Annotated in this window: 19 protein-coding genes and 2 tRNA genes; 19 read left to right on the top strand and 2 right to left on the bottom strand. The window is 72.8% G+C overall.

The annotated features are described in order from the left end of the window. The first annotated feature begins 48 nt into the window (after nucleotides 1-48). From ABGB17_RS36725 to ABGB17_RS36690, 8 genes are all read left to right on the top strand, one after another. Nucleotides 49-822: a TIGR03936 family radical SAM-associated protein gene (locus ABGB17_RS36725; RefSeq protein WP_347638591.1), complete on the top strand. Its 774-nt coding sequence runs from the start codon at nucleotides 49-51 to the stop codon at nucleotides 820-822. A 102-nt stretch (nucleotides 823-924) separates the two neighbouring features. Next, entirely contained in the window at nucleotides 925-3,966 is a 3,042-nt protein-coding gene (locus ABGB17_RS36720; RefSeq protein WP_347638589.1) for an Rne/Rng family ribonuclease, read from the top strand. A 186-nt stretch (nucleotides 3,967-4,152) separates the two neighbouring features. Continuing rightward, entirely contained in the window at nucleotides 4,153-4,467 is a 315-nt protein-coding gene (gene rplU / locus ABGB17_RS36715; RefSeq protein ID WP_347638587.1) for a 50S ribosomal protein L21, read from the top strand. A gap of 12 nt (nucleotides 4,468-4,479) precedes the next feature. Further along, the gene (gene rpmA, locus ABGB17_RS36710; RefSeq protein WP_184979518.1) at nucleotides 4,480-4,737 is read left to right on the top strand and encodes a 50S ribosomal protein L27; all 258 of its coding nucleotides are present in this window, start codon (nucleotides 4,480-4,482) and stop codon (nucleotides 4,735-4,737) included. A gap of 161 nt (nucleotides 4,738-4,898) precedes the next feature. Then, entirely contained in the window at nucleotides 4,899-6,251 is a 1,353-nt protein-coding gene (obgE, locus tag ABGB17_RS36705) for a GTPase ObgE (RefSeq protein WP_347638584.1), read from the top strand. Nucleotides 6,252-6,294: 43 nt separating this feature from the next. Continuing rightward, the gene (gene proB, locus ABGB17_RS36700; protein ID WP_347638582.1) at nucleotides 6,295-7,452 is read left to right on the top strand and encodes a glutamate 5-kinase; all 1,158 of its coding nucleotides are present in this window, start codon (nucleotides 6,295-6,297) and stop codon (nucleotides 7,450-7,452) included. Then, complete coding sequence (locus tag ABGB17_RS36695) at nucleotides 7,445-8,755, top strand: glutamate-5-semialdehyde dehydrogenase (protein WP_347638580.1); 1,311 nt, start codon at nucleotides 7,445-7,447, stop codon at nucleotides 8,753-8,755. The genes proB and ABGB17_RS36695 overlap by 8 nt, the downstream gene beginning before the upstream one ends. A 131-nt stretch (nucleotides 8,756-8,886) precedes the next feature. Continuing rightward, on the top strand, nucleotides 8,887-10,572 hold the full coding sequence (locus tag ABGB17_RS36690) for a serine/threonine-protein kinase (RefSeq protein ID WP_347638578.1): 1,686 nt from the start codon (nucleotides 8,887-8,889) through the stop codon (nucleotides 10,570-10,572). A 112-nt stretch (nucleotides 10,573-10,684) separates the two neighbouring features. Here ABGB17_RS36690 and ABGB17_RS36685 read toward each other — a convergent pair whose 3' ends face one another. Beyond that, a complete protein-coding gene (locus tag ABGB17_RS36685) occupies nucleotides 10,685-11,701 on the bottom strand; it encodes a M48 family metallopeptidase (RefSeq protein ID WP_347638576.1) in 1,017 nt (338 codons plus the stop codon). Between the two features lie 117 nt (nucleotides 11,702-11,818). Here ABGB17_RS36685 and nadD point away from each other — a divergent pair, with 117 nt between their 5' ends. The 5 genes from nadD to ABGB17_RS36660 all read left to right on the top strand — a co-directional run bounded on the left by nadD (nucleotide 11,819) and on the right by ABGB17_RS36660 (nucleotide 14,812). Further along, nucleotides 11,819-12,424 carry a nicotinate-nucleotide adenylyltransferase gene (nadD, locus tag ABGB17_RS36680; protein WP_347638574.1) on the top strand — a complete coding sequence of 202 codons (606 nt, stop codon included), beginning with the start codon at nucleotides 11,819-11,821 and terminating at the stop codon, nucleotides 12,422-12,424. 52 nt (nucleotides 12,425-12,476) lie between these two features. Next, nucleotides 12,477-12,884 (top strand): ribosome silencing factor, encoded by a 408-nt coding sequence (gene rsfS / locus ABGB17_RS36675; protein WP_347638572.1) that lies wholly within the window; start codon nucleotides 12,477-12,479, stop codon nucleotides 12,882-12,884. Beyond that, nucleotides 12,877-13,530 carry a histidine phosphatase family protein gene (locus ABGB17_RS36670; protein WP_347638570.1) on the top strand — a complete coding sequence of 218 codons (654 nt, stop codon included), beginning with the start codon at nucleotides 12,877-12,879 and terminating at the stop codon, nucleotides 13,528-13,530. The genes rsfS and ABGB17_RS36670 overlap by 8 nt, the downstream gene beginning before the upstream one ends. 94 nt (nucleotides 13,531-13,624) lie before the next feature. After that, nucleotides 13,625-13,697: transfer RNA gene (locus ABGB17_RS36665), tRNA-Ala, on the top strand. A 320-nt stretch (nucleotides 13,698-14,017) separates the two neighbouring features. Then, nucleotides 14,018-14,812 (top strand): hypothetical protein, encoded by a 795-nt coding sequence (locus ABGB17_RS36660; protein WP_347638568.1) that lies wholly within the window; start codon nucleotides 14,018-14,020, stop codon nucleotides 14,810-14,812. A 243-nt stretch (nucleotides 14,813-15,055) separates the two neighbouring features. On the opposite strand, the gene ABGB17_RS36655 is transcribed toward ABGB17_RS36660, so the two are convergent. Beyond that, the gene (locus tag ABGB17_RS36655; RefSeq protein WP_347638566.1) at nucleotides 15,056-15,844 is read right to left on the bottom strand and encodes a GntR family transcriptional regulator; all 789 of its coding nucleotides are present in this window, start codon (nucleotides 15,842-15,844) and stop codon (nucleotides 15,056-15,058) included. 361 nt (nucleotides 15,845-16,205) lie between these two features. Here ABGB17_RS36655 and ABGB17_RS36650 point away from each other — a divergent pair, with 361 nt between their 5' ends. The 6 genes from ABGB17_RS36650 to ABGB17_RS36625 form a co-directional block, all read left to right on the top strand. Continuing rightward, nucleotides 16,206-17,072, top strand: coding sequence for a hypothetical protein (locus ABGB17_RS36650; RefSeq protein ID WP_347638564.1), 867 nt, complete (start codon nucleotides 16,206-16,208; stop codon nucleotides 17,070-17,072). 121 nt (nucleotides 17,073-17,193) lie between these two features. Continuing rightward, nucleotides 17,194-17,556: a hypothetical protein gene (locus tag ABGB17_RS36645; protein ID WP_347638562.1), complete on the top strand. Its 363-nt coding sequence runs from the start codon at nucleotides 17,194-17,196 to the stop codon at nucleotides 17,554-17,556. Next, nucleotides 17,553-17,942, top strand: a complete 390-nt coding sequence (locus ABGB17_RS36640; protein ID WP_347638560.1) for a hypothetical protein — start codon at nucleotides 17,553-17,555, stop codon at nucleotides 17,940-17,942. Before ABGB17_RS36645 ends, ABGB17_RS36640 begins: the two co-directional genes overlap by 4 nt. A 55-nt stretch (nucleotides 17,943-17,997) precedes the next feature. Beyond that, on the top strand, nucleotides 17,998-18,834 hold the full coding sequence (locus ABGB17_RS36635) for an SRPBCC family protein (protein ID WP_347638558.1): 837 nt from the start codon (nucleotides 17,998-18,000) through the stop codon (nucleotides 18,832-18,834). A gap of 135 nt (nucleotides 18,835-18,969) precedes the next feature. Further along, nucleotides 18,970-19,042, top strand: a tRNA-Ala gene (locus tag ABGB17_RS36630). 42 nt (nucleotides 19,043-19,084) lie between these two features. Next, nucleotides 19,085-19,463, top strand: a 379-nt coding sequence (locus tag ABGB17_RS36625) for a UTRA domain-containing protein (RefSeq protein ID WP_347638556.1), incomplete at its 3' end; no start/stop codon positions are given.

Here is a 19,463-nt window from a genome sequence, read left to right as displayed (position 1 = left end):
GATGAATAGCTGAAGAACCCTGTACCTGATGGGCCCCCGCCCGCGCCGGTGGTGCAGCGCCTCCGGGTGCGGTACGCCAAGCGCGGCAGGCTGCGGTTCACCAGTCACCGAGACATCTCGCGCGCCGTGGAGCGCGCGGTGCGCCGGGCCGGCATCCCCGTCGGCTTCAGCGCGGGGTTCACACCCCACCCGAAGATCTCATACGCGGGCGCCGCCCCCACCGGGGTGGCCAGCGAAGCGGAATATCTGGAGATCGGCGTCGTGTCGGCCTGCGCGCCCGACCGCGTCCGTGCCGAGCTGGACTCCTCGTTGCCCCCAGGTCTCGACGTGCTCGACGTCGTCGAGGCGCGGGCCGGCAGCCTGGCCGACCGGCTGGAGTTCTCCGAATGGGAGGTGCGCCTTCCCGGCGCCTCGGCGAGGGAGGCCGAGGCGGCGGCGGAGTCGTTCCTCGCCCGCGACACGGTCGAGGTGGAACGCCTCACCAAGAAAGGCATGCGCCGCTTCGACGCCCGGCAGGCCGTTCACACTTTGACGGCGGGCGACGGGACGGCCGTCACGGCGGACGGGGAGCCCGGGCCGCCATGTGCGATACTGCGTATGGTCGTACGGCAGGTGACACCCGCCGTCCGGCCCGATGACGTGCTCACGGGTCTGCGTCTTGTCGCAGGTTTCGCGCCGCCGTCACCCCCCGAGGTGACCCGGCTGGCGCAGGGACCGCTCGACGCGCGCACCGGTGGGACCGCCGACCCGCTCGACCTGGACCGCGACGTTCGCGGCGGCGAGCCGGGGCCGGCTGTGCGGCACGTCGATGACCACCTATAGGACTTGGCGCCGGACCCCGCGAGGCGGTCTGGCGTACAGCGAGATACGAGAGCTCCCGCGCGGCGCGGTGACGCGCCCGGGAGCTGACGGGAGAACGCCCGCATGCTCGACAACGAGCCCATCGTCGGGGCCGCCGGCCTCGGCGGGGATACAACAGCACAGCAAGAACCCAAGGCACCGGCCCGGCGCCGCCGCGCGGCGAGCCGCCCGGCCGGTCCACCTCCGGAGGAGCCGGAACACGCCGGCCGTCTCCTGACCGGCGTGTCCCCTGAGGGGGCAGCCGGCGCAGGCGGTGCCGCGGCCACTCGTGAGACCGCCCCGACGAGCACGGCCGACGGCACGACCGGTACGGGTACCGGTGCCGGTGGGGCCGGGACCGCGGCGGCAGACGGTACCGGTGGCGCGGACGGCACGCCGGTCGCGCCGGTGGCCGAGGAGGCCGCCGAGGCGCCCGCGCCCGCCAAGCGGGCCACGCGCCGTCGTGCGACGGCCAAGGACGGCGACGCGCCCGCGCCCGCCCGGCGCACGCGCGCCAGGAAGTCCGCCAAGGCGGACGCCGAGCCGGAGGCCGACGCGCCGCCGGCCCCCCCGGAACAGGTCGCCCTGAGCGTAGAGACCGTGCAGGCCGAGGGCGTCGCGCAGGCCGCCCAGGCCGGGGGAGCCGCGCAGGTGGAGGAGGTCTCCGGCGAGGAGACCGCTCCCGCGGCGCCGGTGCGGCGGCGGCGCAGCAGGAAGGCGGCCGCGGTCCCCGAGACCCCGGCGGCCACGGCCGCCGCCACGGAACGCTCCAGCACCGAGCACACCGCCGACACCGCTGAGACCGCAGGCACCAGTGCCGTCGCGGACACCGGCGGCACCGTCGTGGACGAGGACGCCGAGGACATCGCCGAGGTGCTTCCGGAGGAGGAGCCGCTGGACGACGAGCCCGCTGGGGAGGACGTCGTCGAGGAGCCGCGGAGTGGGTCGTGGCGGGGCAAGACCTCGTTGTTCGCCGACCCGTTCGGGCTGACCGCGTTGACCGACCAGGTCGCGTCGCCGTCCGTCGCCTTCCAGGCGCCCGCCGCGGTGTTCCAGCCGGTCTTCCAGGCTCCCGAGCCGCGTGCGGCCGTGCCGCCCGTCGCGCCGCCGCCGCCGCCCCGCCGCGCCGAGGAGCGCCCGGAGGAGCGTGCCGAGGACGAGGAGCCCGCCGACGAGCCCGACATCGCCGACGAGTCCGCCGAGGACGACGACCAGGACGAGGCCGGCAGCCGTCGCCGTCGCCGCCGCAGGGGCGGCCGGGGACGCGGCCGGCTGCGCGAGCAGGACGAGGCCGACGGCGAGGAGACCGGCGACGAGCCGGTGGCCGCCGAGGACGCCGTGTCCGCCGAGGACGAGTCGCAGGGCGAGGCCGCGGACGCGGACGACGACGAGGCGGGCGGCTCGCGCCGCCGCCGCAGGCGCCGCCGCCGCGGCACCGAGGAAGCCGAGACCCACACCGACGACCCGCCGAACACGGTGGTCCGCATCCGCGCCCCCCGCGCCGGCCGCGCCACGTCGGTGGACGAGGTGCAGGGCTTCCGCGGCTCCACCCGCCTGGAGGCCAAGAAGCAGCGCCGCCGCGAGGGCCGCGAGCAGGGCCGCCGCCGCCCGCCGGTGATCACCGAGTCGGAGTTCCTGGCCCGCCGCGAGTCGGTGGAGCGGGTCATGGTGGTCCGCCGCCAGGCCGGCCGCACCCAGATCGCGGTGATGGAGGACGGCGTGCTCGTGGAGCACTACGTCGACCGCGAGTCGAGCCAGTCCTACGTCGGCAACGTCTACCTGGGCAAGGTGCAGAACGTCCTGCCGTCGATGGAGGCCGCCTTCATCGACGGCGGCAAGGGCCGCAACGCCGTGCTGTACGCCGGTGAGGTCAACTTCGACACCGCCGGCCTGGAGGGCCAGCCGAAGCGCATCGAGGCGGCGCTGAAGTCCGGCCAGTCGGTGCTCGTGCAGGTCACCAAGGACCCGATGGGTCACAAGGGCGCCCGGCTGACCAGCCAGATCAGCCTGCCCGGCCGGTACCTCGTGTACGTGCCGGACGGCTCGATGACCGGCATCAGCCGCAAGCTGCCCGACAAGGAACGCAGCAGGCTGAAGGCCATCCTCAAGAAGGTGATGCCGGAGAACGCCGGCGTCATCGTGCGCACCGCGGCCGAGGGCGCCTCGGAGGAGGAGCTCAGCCGCGACGTGTCGCGCCTGTCCGCGCAGTGGGAGAACATCCAGCGCAAGGCCAAGTCGGGCAGCCCGCCTGAGCTGCTGTACTCCGAGCCGGACCTCACGATCCGCGTGGTGCGCGACGTGTTCAACGAGGACTTCTCCTCGCTGGTGGTCTCCGGCGACGAGGCGTGGGGCACGGTGGACGAGTACGTCCGCTACGTCGCCCCGCACCTGGTCGACCGGCTCACCAAGTGGGAGGAAGGCGACGTCTTCGCGGCGTACCGCATCGACGAGCAGATCGCCAAGGCGATGGAGCGCAAGGTGTGGCTGCCGAGCGGCGGCTCCCTGGTGATCGACCGCACCGAGGCGATGACCGTGGTGGACGTCAACACCGGCAAGTTCACCGGCCAGGGCGGCAACCTGGAGGAGACGGTCACCAAGAACAATCTGGAGGCCGCCGAGGAGATCGTGCGCCAGCTCCGGTTGCGGGACATCGGCGGCATCATCGTGATCGACTTCATCGACATGGTGCTGGAGAGCAACCGCGACCTGGTGCTGCGCCGCATGCTGGAGTGCCTGGCCCGCGACCGCACCAAGCATCAGGTCGCCGAGGTGACCTCGCTCGGCCTGGTGCAGATGACGCGCAAGCGTGTCGGCCAGGGGCTGCTCGAGGCGTTCTCCACGCCGTGCGACTGCTGCAACGGCCGCGGGCTGATCGTGTCGTCCGAGCCGGTGGAGTCCAAGCCCGAGCCGCGCGGCACGCAGGGCAAGATGGCGGTCGAGAAGGCCGTGGCCGAGAAGCTGGAGAAGGCCGCGGAGCGCGTCAAGGACGGCGTGGCGGCGGTCGCGGCGGTCGGTGAGGCCGTGCGGGACAGCGTGACGGACGCGCTGGCCGGTGAGGACTCTCAGCCCGTCCGCACCCGGCGGCGGTCCAGGAAGGCCACCCGGCCGGCGGGGCCGGCGGAGTGAACATGCCAGGTGCGCCTCGGCGTTCGGTTCGACCAGGAGTGCCGCGATCCGGTATCCTAGTCAACCGGTGCGTCTGAGGCGCGCCTGGCTTCGCGCGCCTAGCCCGGTTCGCCGTGTCATCGACGAAGATCCGGATGCGAGTGGCGCGGCGTCCAAGGAGCAATCAGCCAGAAGAAGGGTTCCGCGGTGTACGCGATCGTTCGTTGCGGCGGCAGGCAGCAGAAGGTCTCCGTCGGTGACGTCCTCGAGGTGGACAAGGTCGCCGGTGAGGTCGGCTCCACGGTGCAGCTGGCGCCGGTGCTCGTCGTCAACGACGGCGATGTGACCACCGACGCCGCCAGTCTTGGCCGGTTCGAGATCACTGCCGAGATTCTCGGTGAGACCAAGGGCCCCAAGATCCGCATTCTCAAGTACAAGAACAAGACCGGTTACAAGAAGCGCCAGGGTCACCGCCAGCGGTACACCCAGGTGAAGGTGACCGGCATCAACCCCGGGAAGTAGTGGTAGCGAACCATGGCACACAAGAAGGGCGCCTCCTCCACCCGGAACGGCCGTGACTCCAACGCCCAGCGGCTCGGGGTCAAGCGTTTCGGTGGCCAGCTCGTCAACGCCGGCGAGATCATCGTCCGTCAGCGCGGCACCCACTTCCACCCCGGCGACAACGTCGGCCGCGGTGGCGACGACACGCTGTTCGCGCTGGTGGCCGGGCACGTGCAGTTCGGCAACAAGCGCGGCCGTCGTGCCGTGAGCATCGTCCCGGCCGCGGAGTAGATATCCGCCGGCGGGAGCACAGGGACGAACGAAGGGGCCGCAGAGCCGCGGGCACGCGGCAGGCCCGGTAGATCGTTGCATGAGGCGGATCGACGTTGATCGATCCGCCTCATCGTCATGAAGGGGCCTTGAGAGGCCCGGAAGATCAGGAGTGTTGACGCGTGGCTGAGTTCGTGGACCGGGTGGTCCTGTACGTGAAGGCCGGTGACGGCGGGCACGGCTGCGCGTCCATCCATCGGGAGAAGTTCAAGCCGCTCGGCGGCCCGGACGGCGGCAACGGGGGCCGCGGCGGCGACGTGATCCTCGAGGTGGATCCCAGCACGTCCACCCTGCTGGACTACCACCACCGCCCGCACCGCAGGGCCGTCAGCGGCAAGCAGGGCATGGGCGCCAACCGGGACGGCGCCAACGGCCCGGACGTCGTGCTCAAGGTGCCGAACGGCACGGTGGTGAAGGACGCCAAGACCGGCGAGGTCCTGGTCGACCTGATCGGCGCCGGCACCCGGTACGTCGCGGCGCAGGGCGGCCACGGCGGCCTCGGCAACGCGGCGCTGGCCTCGCCCAAGCGCAAGGCCCCCGGGTTCGCGCTGCTCGGCGAGCCGGGCGACGAGGCGGACGTGGTGCTGGAGCTCAAGACCGTCGCCGACGTGGCGCTGGTCGGCTTCCCCAACGCCGGCAAGTCCTCGCTGATCGCCGCGCTGAGCGCCGCCCGCCCGAAGATCGCCGACTATCCGTTCACCACGCTGGTCCCGAACCTCGGTGTGGTCACCGCGGGCGAGACGGTGTTCACGGTGGCCGACGTGCCGGGGCTCATCCCGGGGGCGTCGGAAGGCAAGGGCCTCGGCCACGAGTTCCTGCGCCACGTGGAGCGCTGCTCGACCATCGTGCACGTGCTGGACTGCGCGACCATCGAGCCGGGCCGGGACCCGCTCACCGACGTCGCGGTGATCGAGGGCGAGCTGGCGGCGTACGGGGAGCTGGAGGACCGTCCGCGCCTGGTGGTGCTGAACAAGATCGACGTGCCGGAGGCCCGGGAGCTGGCCGACATGGTGCGGCCGATGCTGGAGGAGCAGGGCATGCGGGTCTTCGAGATCTCCGCGGCCACCCACGAGGGCCTGCGCGAGCTGTCGTTCGCGATGGCCGAGATGGTGCGCGCGGACCGCGCCGAGCGGCCGGTCGAGGAGCCCACGCGGATCGTCCTGCGGCCCAAGCAGCTCGGCGACGCCGGGTTCAGCGTGCGGCGGGTGGACGAGAACACCTTCCAGGTGACCGGCGAGAAGCCTGAGCGCTGGATCCGGCAGACCGATTTCACCAACGACGAGGCGGTGGGCTACCTCGCCGACCGCCTGGACCGGCTCGGCATCGAGAAGGCGCTGGCCGAAGCCGGCGCCACCGACGGCGCCGAGGTGATCATCGGCCCGATGGAGGGCGGCTACGTCTTCGACTGGCGGGCCTCTCTGGAGTCCGGCGCGGTCCACCAGGGGCCGCGCGGGTCCGACGACCGCCTCGCCTGAGGCCTGGCCGGGCGCGACCTGACACGACCTGCTGCGAAAGGTGATGAACGTGGAGAACGGCCGGGAGCGGGTGGCCGCCGCCGCGCGTCTGGTGGTGAAGGTCGGGTCGTCGTCGCTGACCACCGCGAGCGGCACCATGGACAGTGACCGGGTGGACGCCCTCGTGGACGTGCTCGCCGCCCGCGCGGCCGCGGGCACGCAGGTCGTGCTCGTCTCCTCCGGCGCCATCGCGGCCGGCCTCGGGCCGCTCGGCCTGAGCGCCCGCCCCCGCGACCTCGCCACCCAGCAGGCCGCCGCCTCCGTCGGGCAGGGCGTGCTGGTGGCCCGCTACACCTCGTCCTTCGCCCGGTACGGCCTGCGGGTGGGCCAGGTGCTGCTCACCGCGGACGACATGATGCGCCGCTCGCACCACCGCAACGCGCAGCGCACCCTGGCGCGGCTGCTGGAGCTCGGCATCATGCCGGTGGTCAACGAGAACGACACCGTGGCCACCGACGAGATCCGCTTCGGCGACAACGACCGGCTGGCGGCGCTGGTGGCCCACCTGATCCACGCCGACGCGCTGGTGCTGCTGTCCGACGTGGACGCCCTGTACGACGGGGACCCGCGCCGTCCCGGCGGGGCCCGCCGCATCGAGCGGGTGCTCGGCCCCGCCGACCTGGAGGGCGTGGAGCTCGGCCGCTCCGGCCGGGTCGGCACCGGCGGCATGATCACCAAGGTGGAGGCCGCGCGCATCGCCACCGGCGCCGGGGTGCCCGTGGTGCTCACCGCGGCCGCACACGCCGCGCAGGCGCTCGCCGGGCAGGACGTCGGCACGTACTTCCACGCCGACGCCCGCCACCCGGGTACCCGCCTGCTGTGGCTGGCGCACGCCACCACCGGCCGGGGGCGTCTGCACCTGGACGACGGCGCGGTGGAGGCCGTCGTGGGGCGCCGCAAGTCGCTGCTGCCCGCCGGGGTGACCCTGGTGGAGGGCGACTTCGCCGCCGGCGACCCCGTGGACCTCTACAGCCCGCTCGGCACGCCGGTGGCCAGGGGTCTGGTGAACTTCGACGCCGCCGAGATCCCCGAGCTGCTCGGCCGTTCCACCCGCGAGCTCGCCGCCACGCTCGGGCCCGAGTACGAACGCGAGCTGATCCACCGCGACGACATGGTCATACTGGAGCCCACCACCGAGAGCAGGAGCATGCGGCATGTCTGACGCCGAGGACTTTCTGAAGGTAGCCCACGCGGGACGCACCGCGGCGGCCGGCCTCGCACCGCTGCCGCGCGGCCTCAAGGACACCGCCCTGTACGCCGTCGCCGACGCCCTGGTGGCCCGCGCCGCCGAGATCGTCGAAGCCAACGCCCGGGACGTCGAGGCCGCCCGCGGCGCCGGCACCCCCGAGGCCATGATCGACCGCCTGCGCCTGGACGAGGCCAGGGTCGAGTCGATCGCCCGCGCGGTCCGCGAGGTCGCCGAGCTGCCCGACCCGGTCGGCGAGGTGGTGCGCGGCGGCACGCTGCCCAACGGCCTGGAGCTGCGCCAGCTCCGCGTCCCGCTCGGTGTGGTCGGCATCATCTACGAGGGCCGCCCCAACGTCACGGTGGACGCCGCCGCGCTGTGCCTGAAGAGCGGCAACGCCGTGCTGCTGCGCGGCTCGTCCTCGGCCTACGAGTCCAACACCGTGCTGGTGCGCGTCATGCAGGAGGCCCTCGCCGGCACCGAGGTGCCCGCGGAGGCCGTGCAACTGGTGCCGGGCACCACCCGCGAGTCCGTCAAGCACCTCATGCGGGCCCGGGGCCTGGTGGACGTGCTGATCCCGCGGGGCGGCGCGTCGCTGATCAACTCGGTGGTCGAGGAGTCCACCGTGCCGGTGATCGAGACCGGCGTCGGCAACTGCCACGTCTACGTGGACGCGGACGCCGACCTGGAGCTGGCCCTGGAGATCCTCGTGAACGCCAAGGCCCAGCGCCCCTCGGTGTGCAACGCCGCCGAGACGTTCCTGGTGCACGCGGCGGTGGCCGACACGTTCGTGCCGATGGCGCTGACCCGGCTGGCCCGCGAGGGCGTCACGGTGCACGGCGACGAGCGCGTCGCGGCGTACGGCGGCGAGAGCACCGGCGTCACGGTGGTGCCCGCCACCGAGGAGGACTTCCGGCAGGAGTACCTGTCGCTGGACATCGCGGCGGCGGTGGTCGGCTCGCTGGAGGACGCGGTCGCGCACATCCGCCGGTACGGCTCGGCGCACACCGACGCCATCGTGACCCGCTCGCAGAAGGCGGCCCGGCGGTTCGTCGCGCTGGTCGACTCGGCCGCGGTCGCGGTGAACGCCTCCACCCGCTTCACCGACGGCGGGGAGTTCGGCTTCGGCGCCGAGATCGGCATCTCCACCCAGAAGCTGCACGCCCGGGGGCCGATGGGCCTGCCCGAGCTGACCTCCACCAAGTGGGTGTACACCGGCGAGGGCCACCTGCGCACCTCCGGCGGCACGGTGATCGCGGCCGGCTCCGGCGAGGGCTGACCTGTCCCGCCGCCCCGCGTTCGTTTTCGCGGACGCGGGGCGGCGATCCGGCGTGCGTGGACAAGCCGTGCGAAACCCTACGGCGCGCCGCCGCGGTTCCCGGCTCGATCGGCGCTATGGTGGCGACTTCTATGGGTGCACGGCGAGTGGGCGGGCTGGGTAAGGCCGGCCCGTACACCATGGTGGAACGCCTCGGCCGCGGTGGCATGGGCGAGGTTTACCTCGCCGTCAGCAGGCGCGGCGAGAAGGTCGCCGTCAAGCTGCTGCGCGAGTCGATCGGCGACGACCCCGAGGCGCGATTACGGCTGGAGCGCGAGGTGAAGGCGCTGCGGCGGGTCGAGAGCCCGTACGTCGCCCGGGTGCTGGACGCCGAGCTGTCCGGGGAGCGCCCTTATCTCGTGATGGAGTACGTCGAGGGCGAGACGTTGCTGGACGCGGTCCGGCGCGGCGGGCCGCTGGCGAGTGGCCACCTGATCGAACTGGCCCAGGGGCTGGCCACCGCGATCGCGATCATCCATGCGGCCGGGGTGGTGCACCGGGACGTCAAGCCGGCCAACGTCGTGCTCGGCCCGGACGGCCCCGTACTGATCGACTTCGGCATCGCCCAGGTCGCCGACGCCACCAGGCTCACCATGACCGGGACGTTCCTCGGCACGCCCGGGTACTCGGCGCCGGAGGTCTTCGCCGAGGAGGAGGTCGCCGAGCCGTCCGACGTGCACTCGTGGGCGGCCACGGTGGCGTTCGCCGCCACGGGACGGCCGACGTTCGGCCGGGGCACCGCCGAGGCGCAGATGTACGCCGTGCTGAACGGCCGGGCCGATCTCGCCGGGGTGCCCGGGGCGCTGCTGCCGCTGGTGCGTGCCGCGCTGCACCGCGACCCGGACAAGCGGCCCACCGCCGCGTTGCTGTCCGACCGGCTGTCCCGCCTGGCCCGCGCCACCGCGACCCCGCCGGCGGCGCCCTCGCGCCGCCGGGTCCGCACGGAGGCGGGTGACGGCACGGCGAGGCCCGAGCCCCGCCGTGCCCGCGCCGACGCGGACGACACCCCCGCCAGGGCGGGCCGGCCGGGACGCGGCGAGGAGGCCCAGGCCAAGGCGGAGGCGGCGCCGCGCAAGGCGCGGTCGGACGACGCCCAGGTCAAGGTCAAGGCCGAAGCCGCACCCCGCAAGGGGCGGCAGGAGGAGGCTCAGGTCAAGGCCGAGACGTCCGCGCGCCGCGGCCGGGCCAGGGCCGGCACGGCGGAGAAGCGGTCCGTGCTCGCCGCCGAGGCGGCGCCCGCGGGCCCCGGGGCGCCGCCGGGCAGCGCCGTGCTGATCGCGCTCGCCATGCTGGCGGTGCCGTGCGTGGTGGTGTCGGTCATCTGGCCACCCGCGACGTTCGCCGTCACCGCGGCGTTCTGCGTGCTGGCCCGGGCCTGGTGGAGCGGCCACTGGCTGGTGCGCAAACGCCGGTCGGCCCGGGTGCGCGGCACGCTGCGCGTGGTGTCGTTCCCGCTGGCCCTCACCGGGTCGGCGCTCAGCGCGGCCGTCTGGCCCGGCCTGCCCGCGGCGGCCATCGCCGCCTCCGCCTTCTGGGTCACGGCAGGCGGCCAGGTGGCGGACGCCTGGTGGGCCCAGGACGGGCCGATGACCGTGGCGGGCGTCGTGTTCGGTGTCGTCTGCGGCGGCATCGTCGGCCGGGAGGTCGAGCGGATCGGCGGCCACGTGCCCGACCTGCGCCGCGAGGGCCTGCGGGCGTTGTCGGTGCTCGGGGGCTTCGTGGCTCTCTGTGCCGCCGCCGTGCGGGTGCTGGCCTGGGTCATCCCGCACGCGTTGTGACGGGTCGCCGGACGTCCCGCACGCACGGTGTGCTCCGCCGCGATCACCGGGCCGTGCGGGGACGGCGACCGTCCCGCCGGGGTCGCGACGGGACGATGAGGAGGCGGGGCCGTCAGGCGTCCCGGCGGGCGAAGCGGTTGAAGATGCGCTCCCCGGCGTGCACGGCGCCCTCGGCGACGTCACGCAGCACCCCGATGAACGGGTCCTGCGACTGCGCCCACGACTCGCGGTACGAACGGGCCGCGGCCTTGATCTCCTCGGACAGCTTGGCGTCGGCGTCGTCCTCGCGGCGCGGGTAGTTGCCCGCCAGGATCGCCTGGTACTCGCCGTCGCGGCGCCAGCGGTCCAGCTCGGCGACCCGGATCACCGCGAACGGGTGGGTGCTGCCGAGCAGGTTGAGGACCTTCAGCAGGCCGTCGCGCACGTCGCCCGCCGTGTCGTACTCACGGGCCTGGTCGAGGAACGCCTCGATGTTCATCTCGTGCAGCCGCGAGCCGCCGGCGAGCTTCATGAGGGCCCGCATGCCCGCGTCGGGGTCCTGCCCGCACAGCAGGCCGCCGCGGTCGGCCGACAGCTCGGCCTTGCGGTGCCACTCCTCCAGCGCGGTCACGATGACCCGCAGGCCGATGTACCCGAGCGGGATCCACGCCACCCGGGTGGCGAGCCGCGTGAGGATGGCGAGCATCGTGCCGTACACGGCGTGGCCGGACAGGATGTGCGAGGTCTCGTGGCCGACGACGAAGCGCAGCTCCTCCTCGTCCATGAGGTCGAGCAGGCCGGTGTTGATCACGATGAACGGGTCGTCGAACCCGACCGCCATGGCGTTCGGCCGGGGATCCTGCTGGACGTAGATCTCCGGGATGCGGTGCAGGTCGAGCAGGTAGGCGCTGTCGCGGCCCATGTCGTACAGGCTGCGGAACTGGGTCTCGCCGGCCCGCACCGACGAGCCGAGGAACATCAGCCGAAGGCGCCGCTCGCTGAACAGGCCCGACATGCGCTTGAGCACCGAGTCGAAGCCCGACAGCGAACGCATCGCGACCAGGGCCGACCGGTCGGCGGGGTGTTCGTACGCCCGGGAGCTGATGCCGGGTAGCTGGACACGGTTGCGGTCCGGGGTGGTGGTGGTCATGGTCGGCATGCTACGTCGGGGCCGATGCCCGTGCGCGGCGTTGCCCGCGCCTGGGGATTTCTTGGCGATGGGGGGTGGGCGCCCCCCGCCGGCCGGAGGCAGGCTAGGGTCCCTCGCATGAGGAATGGGGCCCGGACCAGGAAGCTCGGCGTGATGGGCGGGACCTTCGACCCGATCCATCACGGCCACCTGGTGGCGGCGAGCGAGGTGGCGCACCACTTCGGGCTGGACGAGGTGGTCTTCGTGCCCACCGGCCGGCCCTGGCAGAAGGCCGACAAGATCGTGTCGGCGGCCGAGGACCGTTACCTGATGACGGTGATCGCCACCGCGTCCAACCCGCGGTTCTCGGTGAGCCGCATCGACATCGACCGTCCCGGCCCCACCTACACCATCGACACCCTGCGCGACATCGCCGCGCTGTACGAGCCTGACCTGGAGCTGTTCTTCATCACCGGCGCCGACGCCCTGGCGCAGATCCTGAGTTGGCGGGACGTCGACGAACTCTTCACCATGGCGCATTTCGTAGGCTGTACCCGGCCGGGTCATGTGTTGCAGGACCCCGGCCTCCCGAAGGGAAAGGTCAGCCTGGTCGAGATCCCGGCGCTCGCGATCTCGTCCTCGGAGTGCCGGCAGCGGGTGGCCGCAGGGGAACCCATCTGGTATCTCGTTCCCGACGGGATCGTGCAGTACATCAACAAGCGAGGTCTTTACCGGGCATCCTGATAATGGGAAGTGCTGGACCTCGTATCCCTCACCGGAGGAACGACCCTTATCTATGACAGCATCGGACAAATCCCTCCAGCTCGTGAGAGTCGCCGCCGAGGCCGCGGCCGACAAGCTGGCGGACGACATCATCGCCTACGACGTCAGCGACCAGCTCGTCATCACCGACGCCTTCCTGCTCTGCTCCGCCTCCAACGACCGCCAGGTACGCGCGATCGTGGACGAGATCGAGGAGCGCCTGCGCGTCGAGGTGCACGCCAAGCCGGTGCGCCGCGAGGGAGAGCGCGAGGGGCGCTGGGTGCTCCTCGACTACCTCGACATCGTGGTGCACGTGCAGCACGAGGAGGACCGCACCTTCTACGCCCTTGAGCGCCTGTGGAAGGACTGCCCGGCCATCGCGCTGCCCGAGAGCGTCACCCGCGTCCAGGCGCAGCGGAGCCGCGGGGCCGCAGGTGAGTGAGGCGCGCGGCGAGCGCCGCATCGTCTTCTGGCGCCACGGCCAGACCCTGTGGAACGTCGAGCAGCGCTTCCAGGGGCACACCGACATCCCGCTGGACGAGACGGGCGTCGCGCAGGCGTCCCGTGCGGCGGCGCTGCTCGCGGCGCTGCGGCCGTCGATGATCGTGTCCTCCCACCTGCGCCGGGCCCACGACACGGCCGCCAAGCTCGCCGGCTTCACCGGCCTGGAGGTCATGGTCGACAAGGACCTGCGCGAGCGCGGCGGCGGGGAGTGGGAGGGCCTGACCCGGGCCGAGATCCGCGCGGGCTGGCCCGTGGAGTACGCCGAGTGGGAGGCGCCCGGCGGCGAGGCCGTCACCGGGGTCGCCGACCGGGTCGCGGCGGCGACCATGCGCTGGGCCGATCGCCTCACCGGCGACGGCCCGCTGGTCGTGGCCTCCCACGGCGCCGCCATCCGCCTCGGCGTGGCCCGCCTGCTCGGCCTCCCCGAGGAGCTGTGGCCCGCCCTCGGCGGCGTCGGCAACTGCTGCTGGTCCGTGCTCGCCGAGGGCCGCAAGGGCTGGCGCCTGGTCGAGCACAACGCCGGCACGCTCCCGGAGCCCGTCAACAGCGACGACCGCCCCGAATCCGCGCCGGCCGCCACCTGACCGCGGCCCGCCGCCGGTGACCGATTAGGTGAACGGCGGGTGATGGCTATATGCTCTGCGAGCGCCGCGCGGGGAATCCCCTGAGCGGTGACAAGGGGCTATAGCGCAGTTGGTAGCGCGCCTCCATGGCATGGAGGAGGTCTGGGGTTCGAATCCCCATAGCTCCACCGTCTTGATCATGGCCGTCCTCCGGGGCGGCCATGTCGCGTTACGGGGCGGTACCGCGTCCAGGGACGCCCTCGGCGGGGCTTTGCGTCCGTTTTCGGGGTAGATGTAGCTCAATTTGAAATTCCGAAACGCGGCCGTCACCTGGGGTGGGGCGGGACGCGCGAGAGCGGGCGCCGCGGGCCGGCCGCATGGGCGCGGTGAGAGCGGGCAGGTCTTCGCGGTCCCTTCGATCAGAGCAATCCAGATGGAGGATGTACTGATGGCGACAAACCCTGAAGTACACCGACAGGGTGGGCCGCACCGGCGTGTACAACGCTCAATGATCTTCGCTAGCGCGACCGTGCTCCTGGTGGCCGGTGGCGTGGGCGCGGCCGCGGCGGCCGCGGCTCCCGAGCCGCCCCCCACGCCGACGCCGACGACCACGGAGACACCCACCGCGACTCCGACCGACGTCCCCACCGAGACCCCCACCGCGACCCCCACCGATTCGCCCACGTCGCCTCCGACGGCGACTCCCACCGCCACGCCTCCGGCGGTGAAGGTGCCGCCTCCCGGGGCCTGGGCGTTCTCCGGCACGCCGCACGGGGAGTTCGTCGTCGGCACCAAGGACCCCTGTGTCTTCGTGACCGTGCTCAGCCAGACCGGCGAGGCGACCGCGGTGGCCGAGGACTCGATCACCGTGCGCAGCGTGGACGGCTTCGAGAAGGTGTACGTCATCGACGACACCACCAAGATCGTCGCGGGTAGCCGTGGCAACAGCGACGTCCGCCAGGGCGAGTGGGTGGCGGTGACCTCCGCCGCCGGCAACGAGAACGCGACCGCCGCCTACGTCTACGACCTGTCGCGGCCCGGCAAGAACCTCTGGCGCGGCAAGGGCTGGTGGTACACCCCGCAGTGGCACTGGCGCTGGGGCATGCCCGGCAAGTTCCGCACGCCCACCCCGTGTCCCACCCCGACCGGCACGCCGGTCCCGACCGCGACACCCACGGTCACCGTGACCGTCACCCCCACGGAGACCCCCACGCTCCCCCCGACGGAGACGCCGACCGAGACCCCGACCTCTGAGCCGACCCCGACGCTCAGCGAGACGCCCACCCCGACCACGACCCCGTGACCGCGGGCCGGCGGGCCCGCGCGGAACCGGATCAGGGCCCCGCCGGCCTTCAGGGAATGAGAACCCCGGCGGCACGAGGCGTCGCCGGGGCTTCGGACGGGCCGGACGAAGTGGCCGGGAAAAACGTACGGCGACGCGGTCACCGCCCGAGGCGTCCCCTTCCCCGGGCGATTCACGCGTCGCCACACGTCTTCTGGCCGAACTATCCGCCGTCGAGGATTACTTTGCTCCGCCTATGTTTCGTCAGGGCGTTCGGCCGATGACATCTGTGTCAACTTCACCGGTTCCGTCTCCCGGGGCGCGGCTCCTGCGCCGCCTGCGGGGGACGACGGGGGACGGGGCGAGCTCTTCCTCCTCGGCGAGCCTGGTCAGGTAGAGGTCGCGGGTGCGCCTGGTGTGCGCGGCCATGAGCGCGCCGGCCCGCTCGCCGTCACCCGCCTCGATGGCGTCGGCCAACGCCGCGTGCTCCCGCCAGGAGTCACGGCCCCGCTGCCGCGCCACGGGCGCGTAGTACCAGCGCACCCGGCGCCCGATCTGCACGCAGAACTCGCGCAGCACGGTGTTGCCGGAGAGCACCGTCACGGTGGTGTGGAACTGCCCGTTGAGCTTGACCGTGGCCGGGACGTCACCGGCGTCGGCGGCGGCCGTCCCGAGCACGCACAGCGCCCGCAGCGCCGCCACGCCGTCGTCGGTGTGGTTGGCGGCGGCCAGCCGTGCCGCCTCGGTCTCCAGCAGCGCACGCACGGCCAGGAGCTGGTCGGCCTCCCGCACCGTCGGGACGTGCACGAACGCGCCGTGCCCGGGGTGCAGATCGACCCAGCCCTCGGCGTTGAGCAACTGGAGCGCCTCCCTTATGGGCTGGCGGGAGACGCCGAGCATGTCGGCGAGCTCGCTCTCGGCCAGGTGGCTGCCCGGGCACAGCCGGCGATTGACGATGAGGTCGAGGAGCGCGTCGAAGACGCTCTCACGCAGTGGGGCAGGTCGGGCGATCTTGGGGATCGCGGGCCCGCCCTGTGGATCGGACCGTGGCATCTCGGCTCCGGGCGGGTACAGGGCCGCTGGTCGCGCGCCCTATCGCTGTTCTTCGTCCACTGCCTACAGCATACGGCCGGTTCGTCCCGTACGAAGTGCCAGGGTTGCGGGTAAGCCCCGGAAAAGCTGATATTTCGGATATATAGAGCAAAATCCGTTAAAGGGGGAATGTAGCTTTTACCCAGGTGAACGGCGTGCGGGATCACCCGGACGGCCCCGCCGGTCGTCCGGCGGCGAGCCTGCGAGCGGCGTCCGCATTCGGCCACCGCTCATGGCGGAAAATAGCCGCAATAAACCGCCGAGCGGGAAATCAGCCGCGATAGTCGGAGGAGTCCGGATCCTTTGAGATCGAAAGGCTGCGATGAGATCCCTTCGGCGCCCCCTCGCCCTGATCACCGCGACCCTGGCCCTGACCGTCTCCCTCCTGCCCGCCACGCCCGCCGCGGCGGACCCGCCCGAGGTCGTGTTGTCGGTGTCGCCCTCAGTGGCGTACCCGGGCGACACGATCGACGTCACCATGACGGTGACCAACATCCACGGCTTCACCGTGCTCCACGCCAACGCCCGGCTCTTCGGCTCCGACCCCCGGATCACGTCGTACACCACACTGCTCGGCTGCTCCGGCGCCACCGCGCCGTGCGGCACCGTGTCCGACGGCCTGGGCCCGATCGGCTACACGGCGCCCGTGGGCGCGCTGTCCGGCGGTGCCTCGGCCACCGTCGTCCTCACGCTGGCCCTGAACACGGACGCGCCGGCCGGCGTGCACACCCTGCGCGGCGACCTGTCCGGCTCCAACTACGCCTCCGAGATCGTCTCCGGCCCTGACCTCACCGTCATCACCGAGGCGGACGCCGCCGTCACGCTCACCGCCACGCCGCGGCTCGCCCTGCTCGTGCCGAAGATCGAGTTCACCGTGGGGCTGACCGGAAACGGGCCCGGCACGGTGAACTCCGCCACCGTCACCACCGCGCTGCCGCCCGGCCTCGGCGCCACCTCGTCGGGCTGCGCCACCGGCTCGGGCACGGTCTCCTGCCCGTTCGCGAACCTGCCGCCGGGCACCTCGGCGACCAAGAAGTTCTCGGTTCCGGTCGGGCTGCTGAACATCGGCGTGCCCTACACCTTCACCGCCACCCGGACGGCCTCAAGTCCCGCCGACCCGGTGAGCGGCAACGACTCCGCCGGCGTGCGGTGCACCGTGGTGTCGATCGTCCTGGTCAACTGCTCCTGACCACCCGCCCGCGCGGCGCCACGCCCCCGCCGGGCGCCGCGCGGACCGGTCACGGGACCGGCGGGACGGGCCGATAACCTACGGCGGTGTTCCAGAGAGTCCTCGACCCGGTGGACCCCCGGTGATCCCCGCGCTGGCCGCCGTGCTGATCGGCGGTTCCCTGCTGCTCGCCGCGCTCTGCGTGATCACGGCCGTGCGCGACCGGCCGATGGGCATGGTGCTGCTGATCGGCCTCGGCGTGCTGGAGCTCGGCGTGCTCGCCCAGGCCGTCACCGGGATCGTCCACGTGGCGGGCGGCGAGGGGCCGCCCGAGACGGCGACCTTCATCGGCTACCTCGTCGCCATGATCGTCATCCCGCCCGCCGCCGCCGTCTGGTCGCTGGCCGAGCGCACCCGCTGGGGGCCCGCGGTCGCCGCCGTCGCCTGCTTCGCCGTTCCCGTCATGACCGGCAGGCTGCTGCAGATCTGGCAGGGAACGGCGTGACCGGTGCCCCGGTGAGCACCGGGCCCGGCCGCGTGCTGGTCGCGGTGTACGGCCTGTTCGCGCTGGCCGCCGGGGCCCGCGCCGCCGTCCAGTTGTCCACGCGGTTCGCCGAGGCGCCGCTGGCGTACGTCCTGTCCGCCCTCGCCGCCGCGGTGTACGTCGTGCTCACCGTGGCCCTGGCGCGCGGCGCCCGCCGTACGGCGCTCGCGGCCTGCGCCGTCGAACTGGCCGGGGTGCTGGTCGTCGGCACGCTGAGCGTTTTCGATCCTGCCGCTTTCCCGCACGCCACGGTCTGGTCGGGGTACGGCAGCGGATACGGATTCATCCCCCTGGTACTGCCGGTGATTGGCCTTTTTTGGATCCTTCGTACACGGAAGACCGAATAGGAGCGGCAATCTCGGGCAGGGCAGGTTTCCAACCGACAAACAGGGAGGAAGCCTGATGAGCACCATCGAGCATTCGGTGGATGTGGCCGTCCCGGTGCGTACGGCCTATAACCAGTGGACGCAGTTCGAAAGCTTCCACGAGTTCATGGAAGGCGTCGAGTCGGTCAAGCAGATCGACGACACCCGTCTGGCCTGGAGCGTCCAGGTCGCCGGCGTGCACCGTGAGTTCGAGGCCGAGATCACCGAGCAGCGGCCGGACGAGCGTGTCGCGTGGCGTTCGCTGGAAGAGCCGCGCCAGGCCGGGCTCGTCACCTTCGAGCGCCTCGACGACGACTCCACCCGGGTCAACCTCAGGATGGACTTCGACCCCGAGGGGTTCGTCGAGACCGTGGGTGACAAGCTGCAGCTCGTGCGCATGCGCGTGCACGGCGACCTGGAGCGCTTCAAGGCCTTCATCGAGGCCCGCGGCCACGAGACCGGCGGATGGCGCGGCGAGGTCCCCATCCCCGGCGGAGGCGGCGGATGGACCGAGGACGAGGGCGCGGCCCGCACCGCCCCCGACGGAGACGTCCTGCGCGGCACCGGAACCGGCACGCCCGACCCCACCGGCATCCCGACCAGCACCGGCACCACCGGTACCGGTGTGCCGACCCGGACGAGCACGCCTGACGTCGGCGCCGCCGGTGCCGTCCCCGTGCTTGACGAGCCGGTGCCTGAGGAGCCCGTGCCCGGCCCGCGGACGCGAGCCGACGAGCCCGCGCCTCCGCGGCAGGTGGGCGGCGAGTACCCGCCCGAGACCCCGCTCCCGGCACCCGGCACCGGCCCCGTGTCCCCGCTGGGCACGCCCCGCTGGGACGACGAGCCCCCGCTGACACCGGAGCGCCGCGCCTGACCCCTCACGCGGGCCCGGTCGGCGGGCAGGCGAGGGGCGGGCCCCGACCCGCCCCTCGCCCCTCGTCCCTCGTCCCGGGCGGTTTCCGGTTTCCCGGTGACGCCCGAGTTCCGATAGACTGTCCGCGCGTCGCGAGGGGCTATAGCGCAGTTGGTAGCGCGCCTCCATGGCATGGAGGAGGTCTGGGGTTCGAATCCCCATAGCTCCACCCTTTCTTCTCGCCCGCTCCCCGGTGGAGGCCGATTTACCCGTGGAGCCCGTCCCTGACGTCCCGCCTGTGCTGGTCCGCCGCGCGGTGCCCACGCCGCCCGCCGTCCGGGCCTCCGCGTCGTTGTTCCTCGCCGAGGCCGGGCAGCAGGGGCTGACGGCCGGGCGCCGCATGCTGTACGTCGGCCCCGAGCCCGCCCCCGGGCCGGTCGCCGCGGCGCTGCGGGTGTCGCCGGGCGCCGAGGTGCTGGCCCGCCGCAAGCTCCTGCTCGCCGGGGACGTGCCGGTGCGCGTCGCCACCAGCTACTTCCGCATGGACCTCTTCGGCGGCACGCCGCTGTGCGACCCCGGCTTCGTCACCCCCAGCCTGCAGGCCGGCATCGAGGCCCTCGGCCACCGGTTCGGGCACGCCGAGGAGGAAC

Origin of the sequence: Sphaerisporangium sp. B11E5, assembly GCF_039871875.1 — a bacterium.
Taxonomy (GTDB): Bacteria; Actinomycetota; Actinomycetes; order Streptosporangiales; family Streptosporangiaceae; genus Sphaerisporangium.
This window is presented reverse-complemented; position numbering and strand designations above follow the sequence as displayed.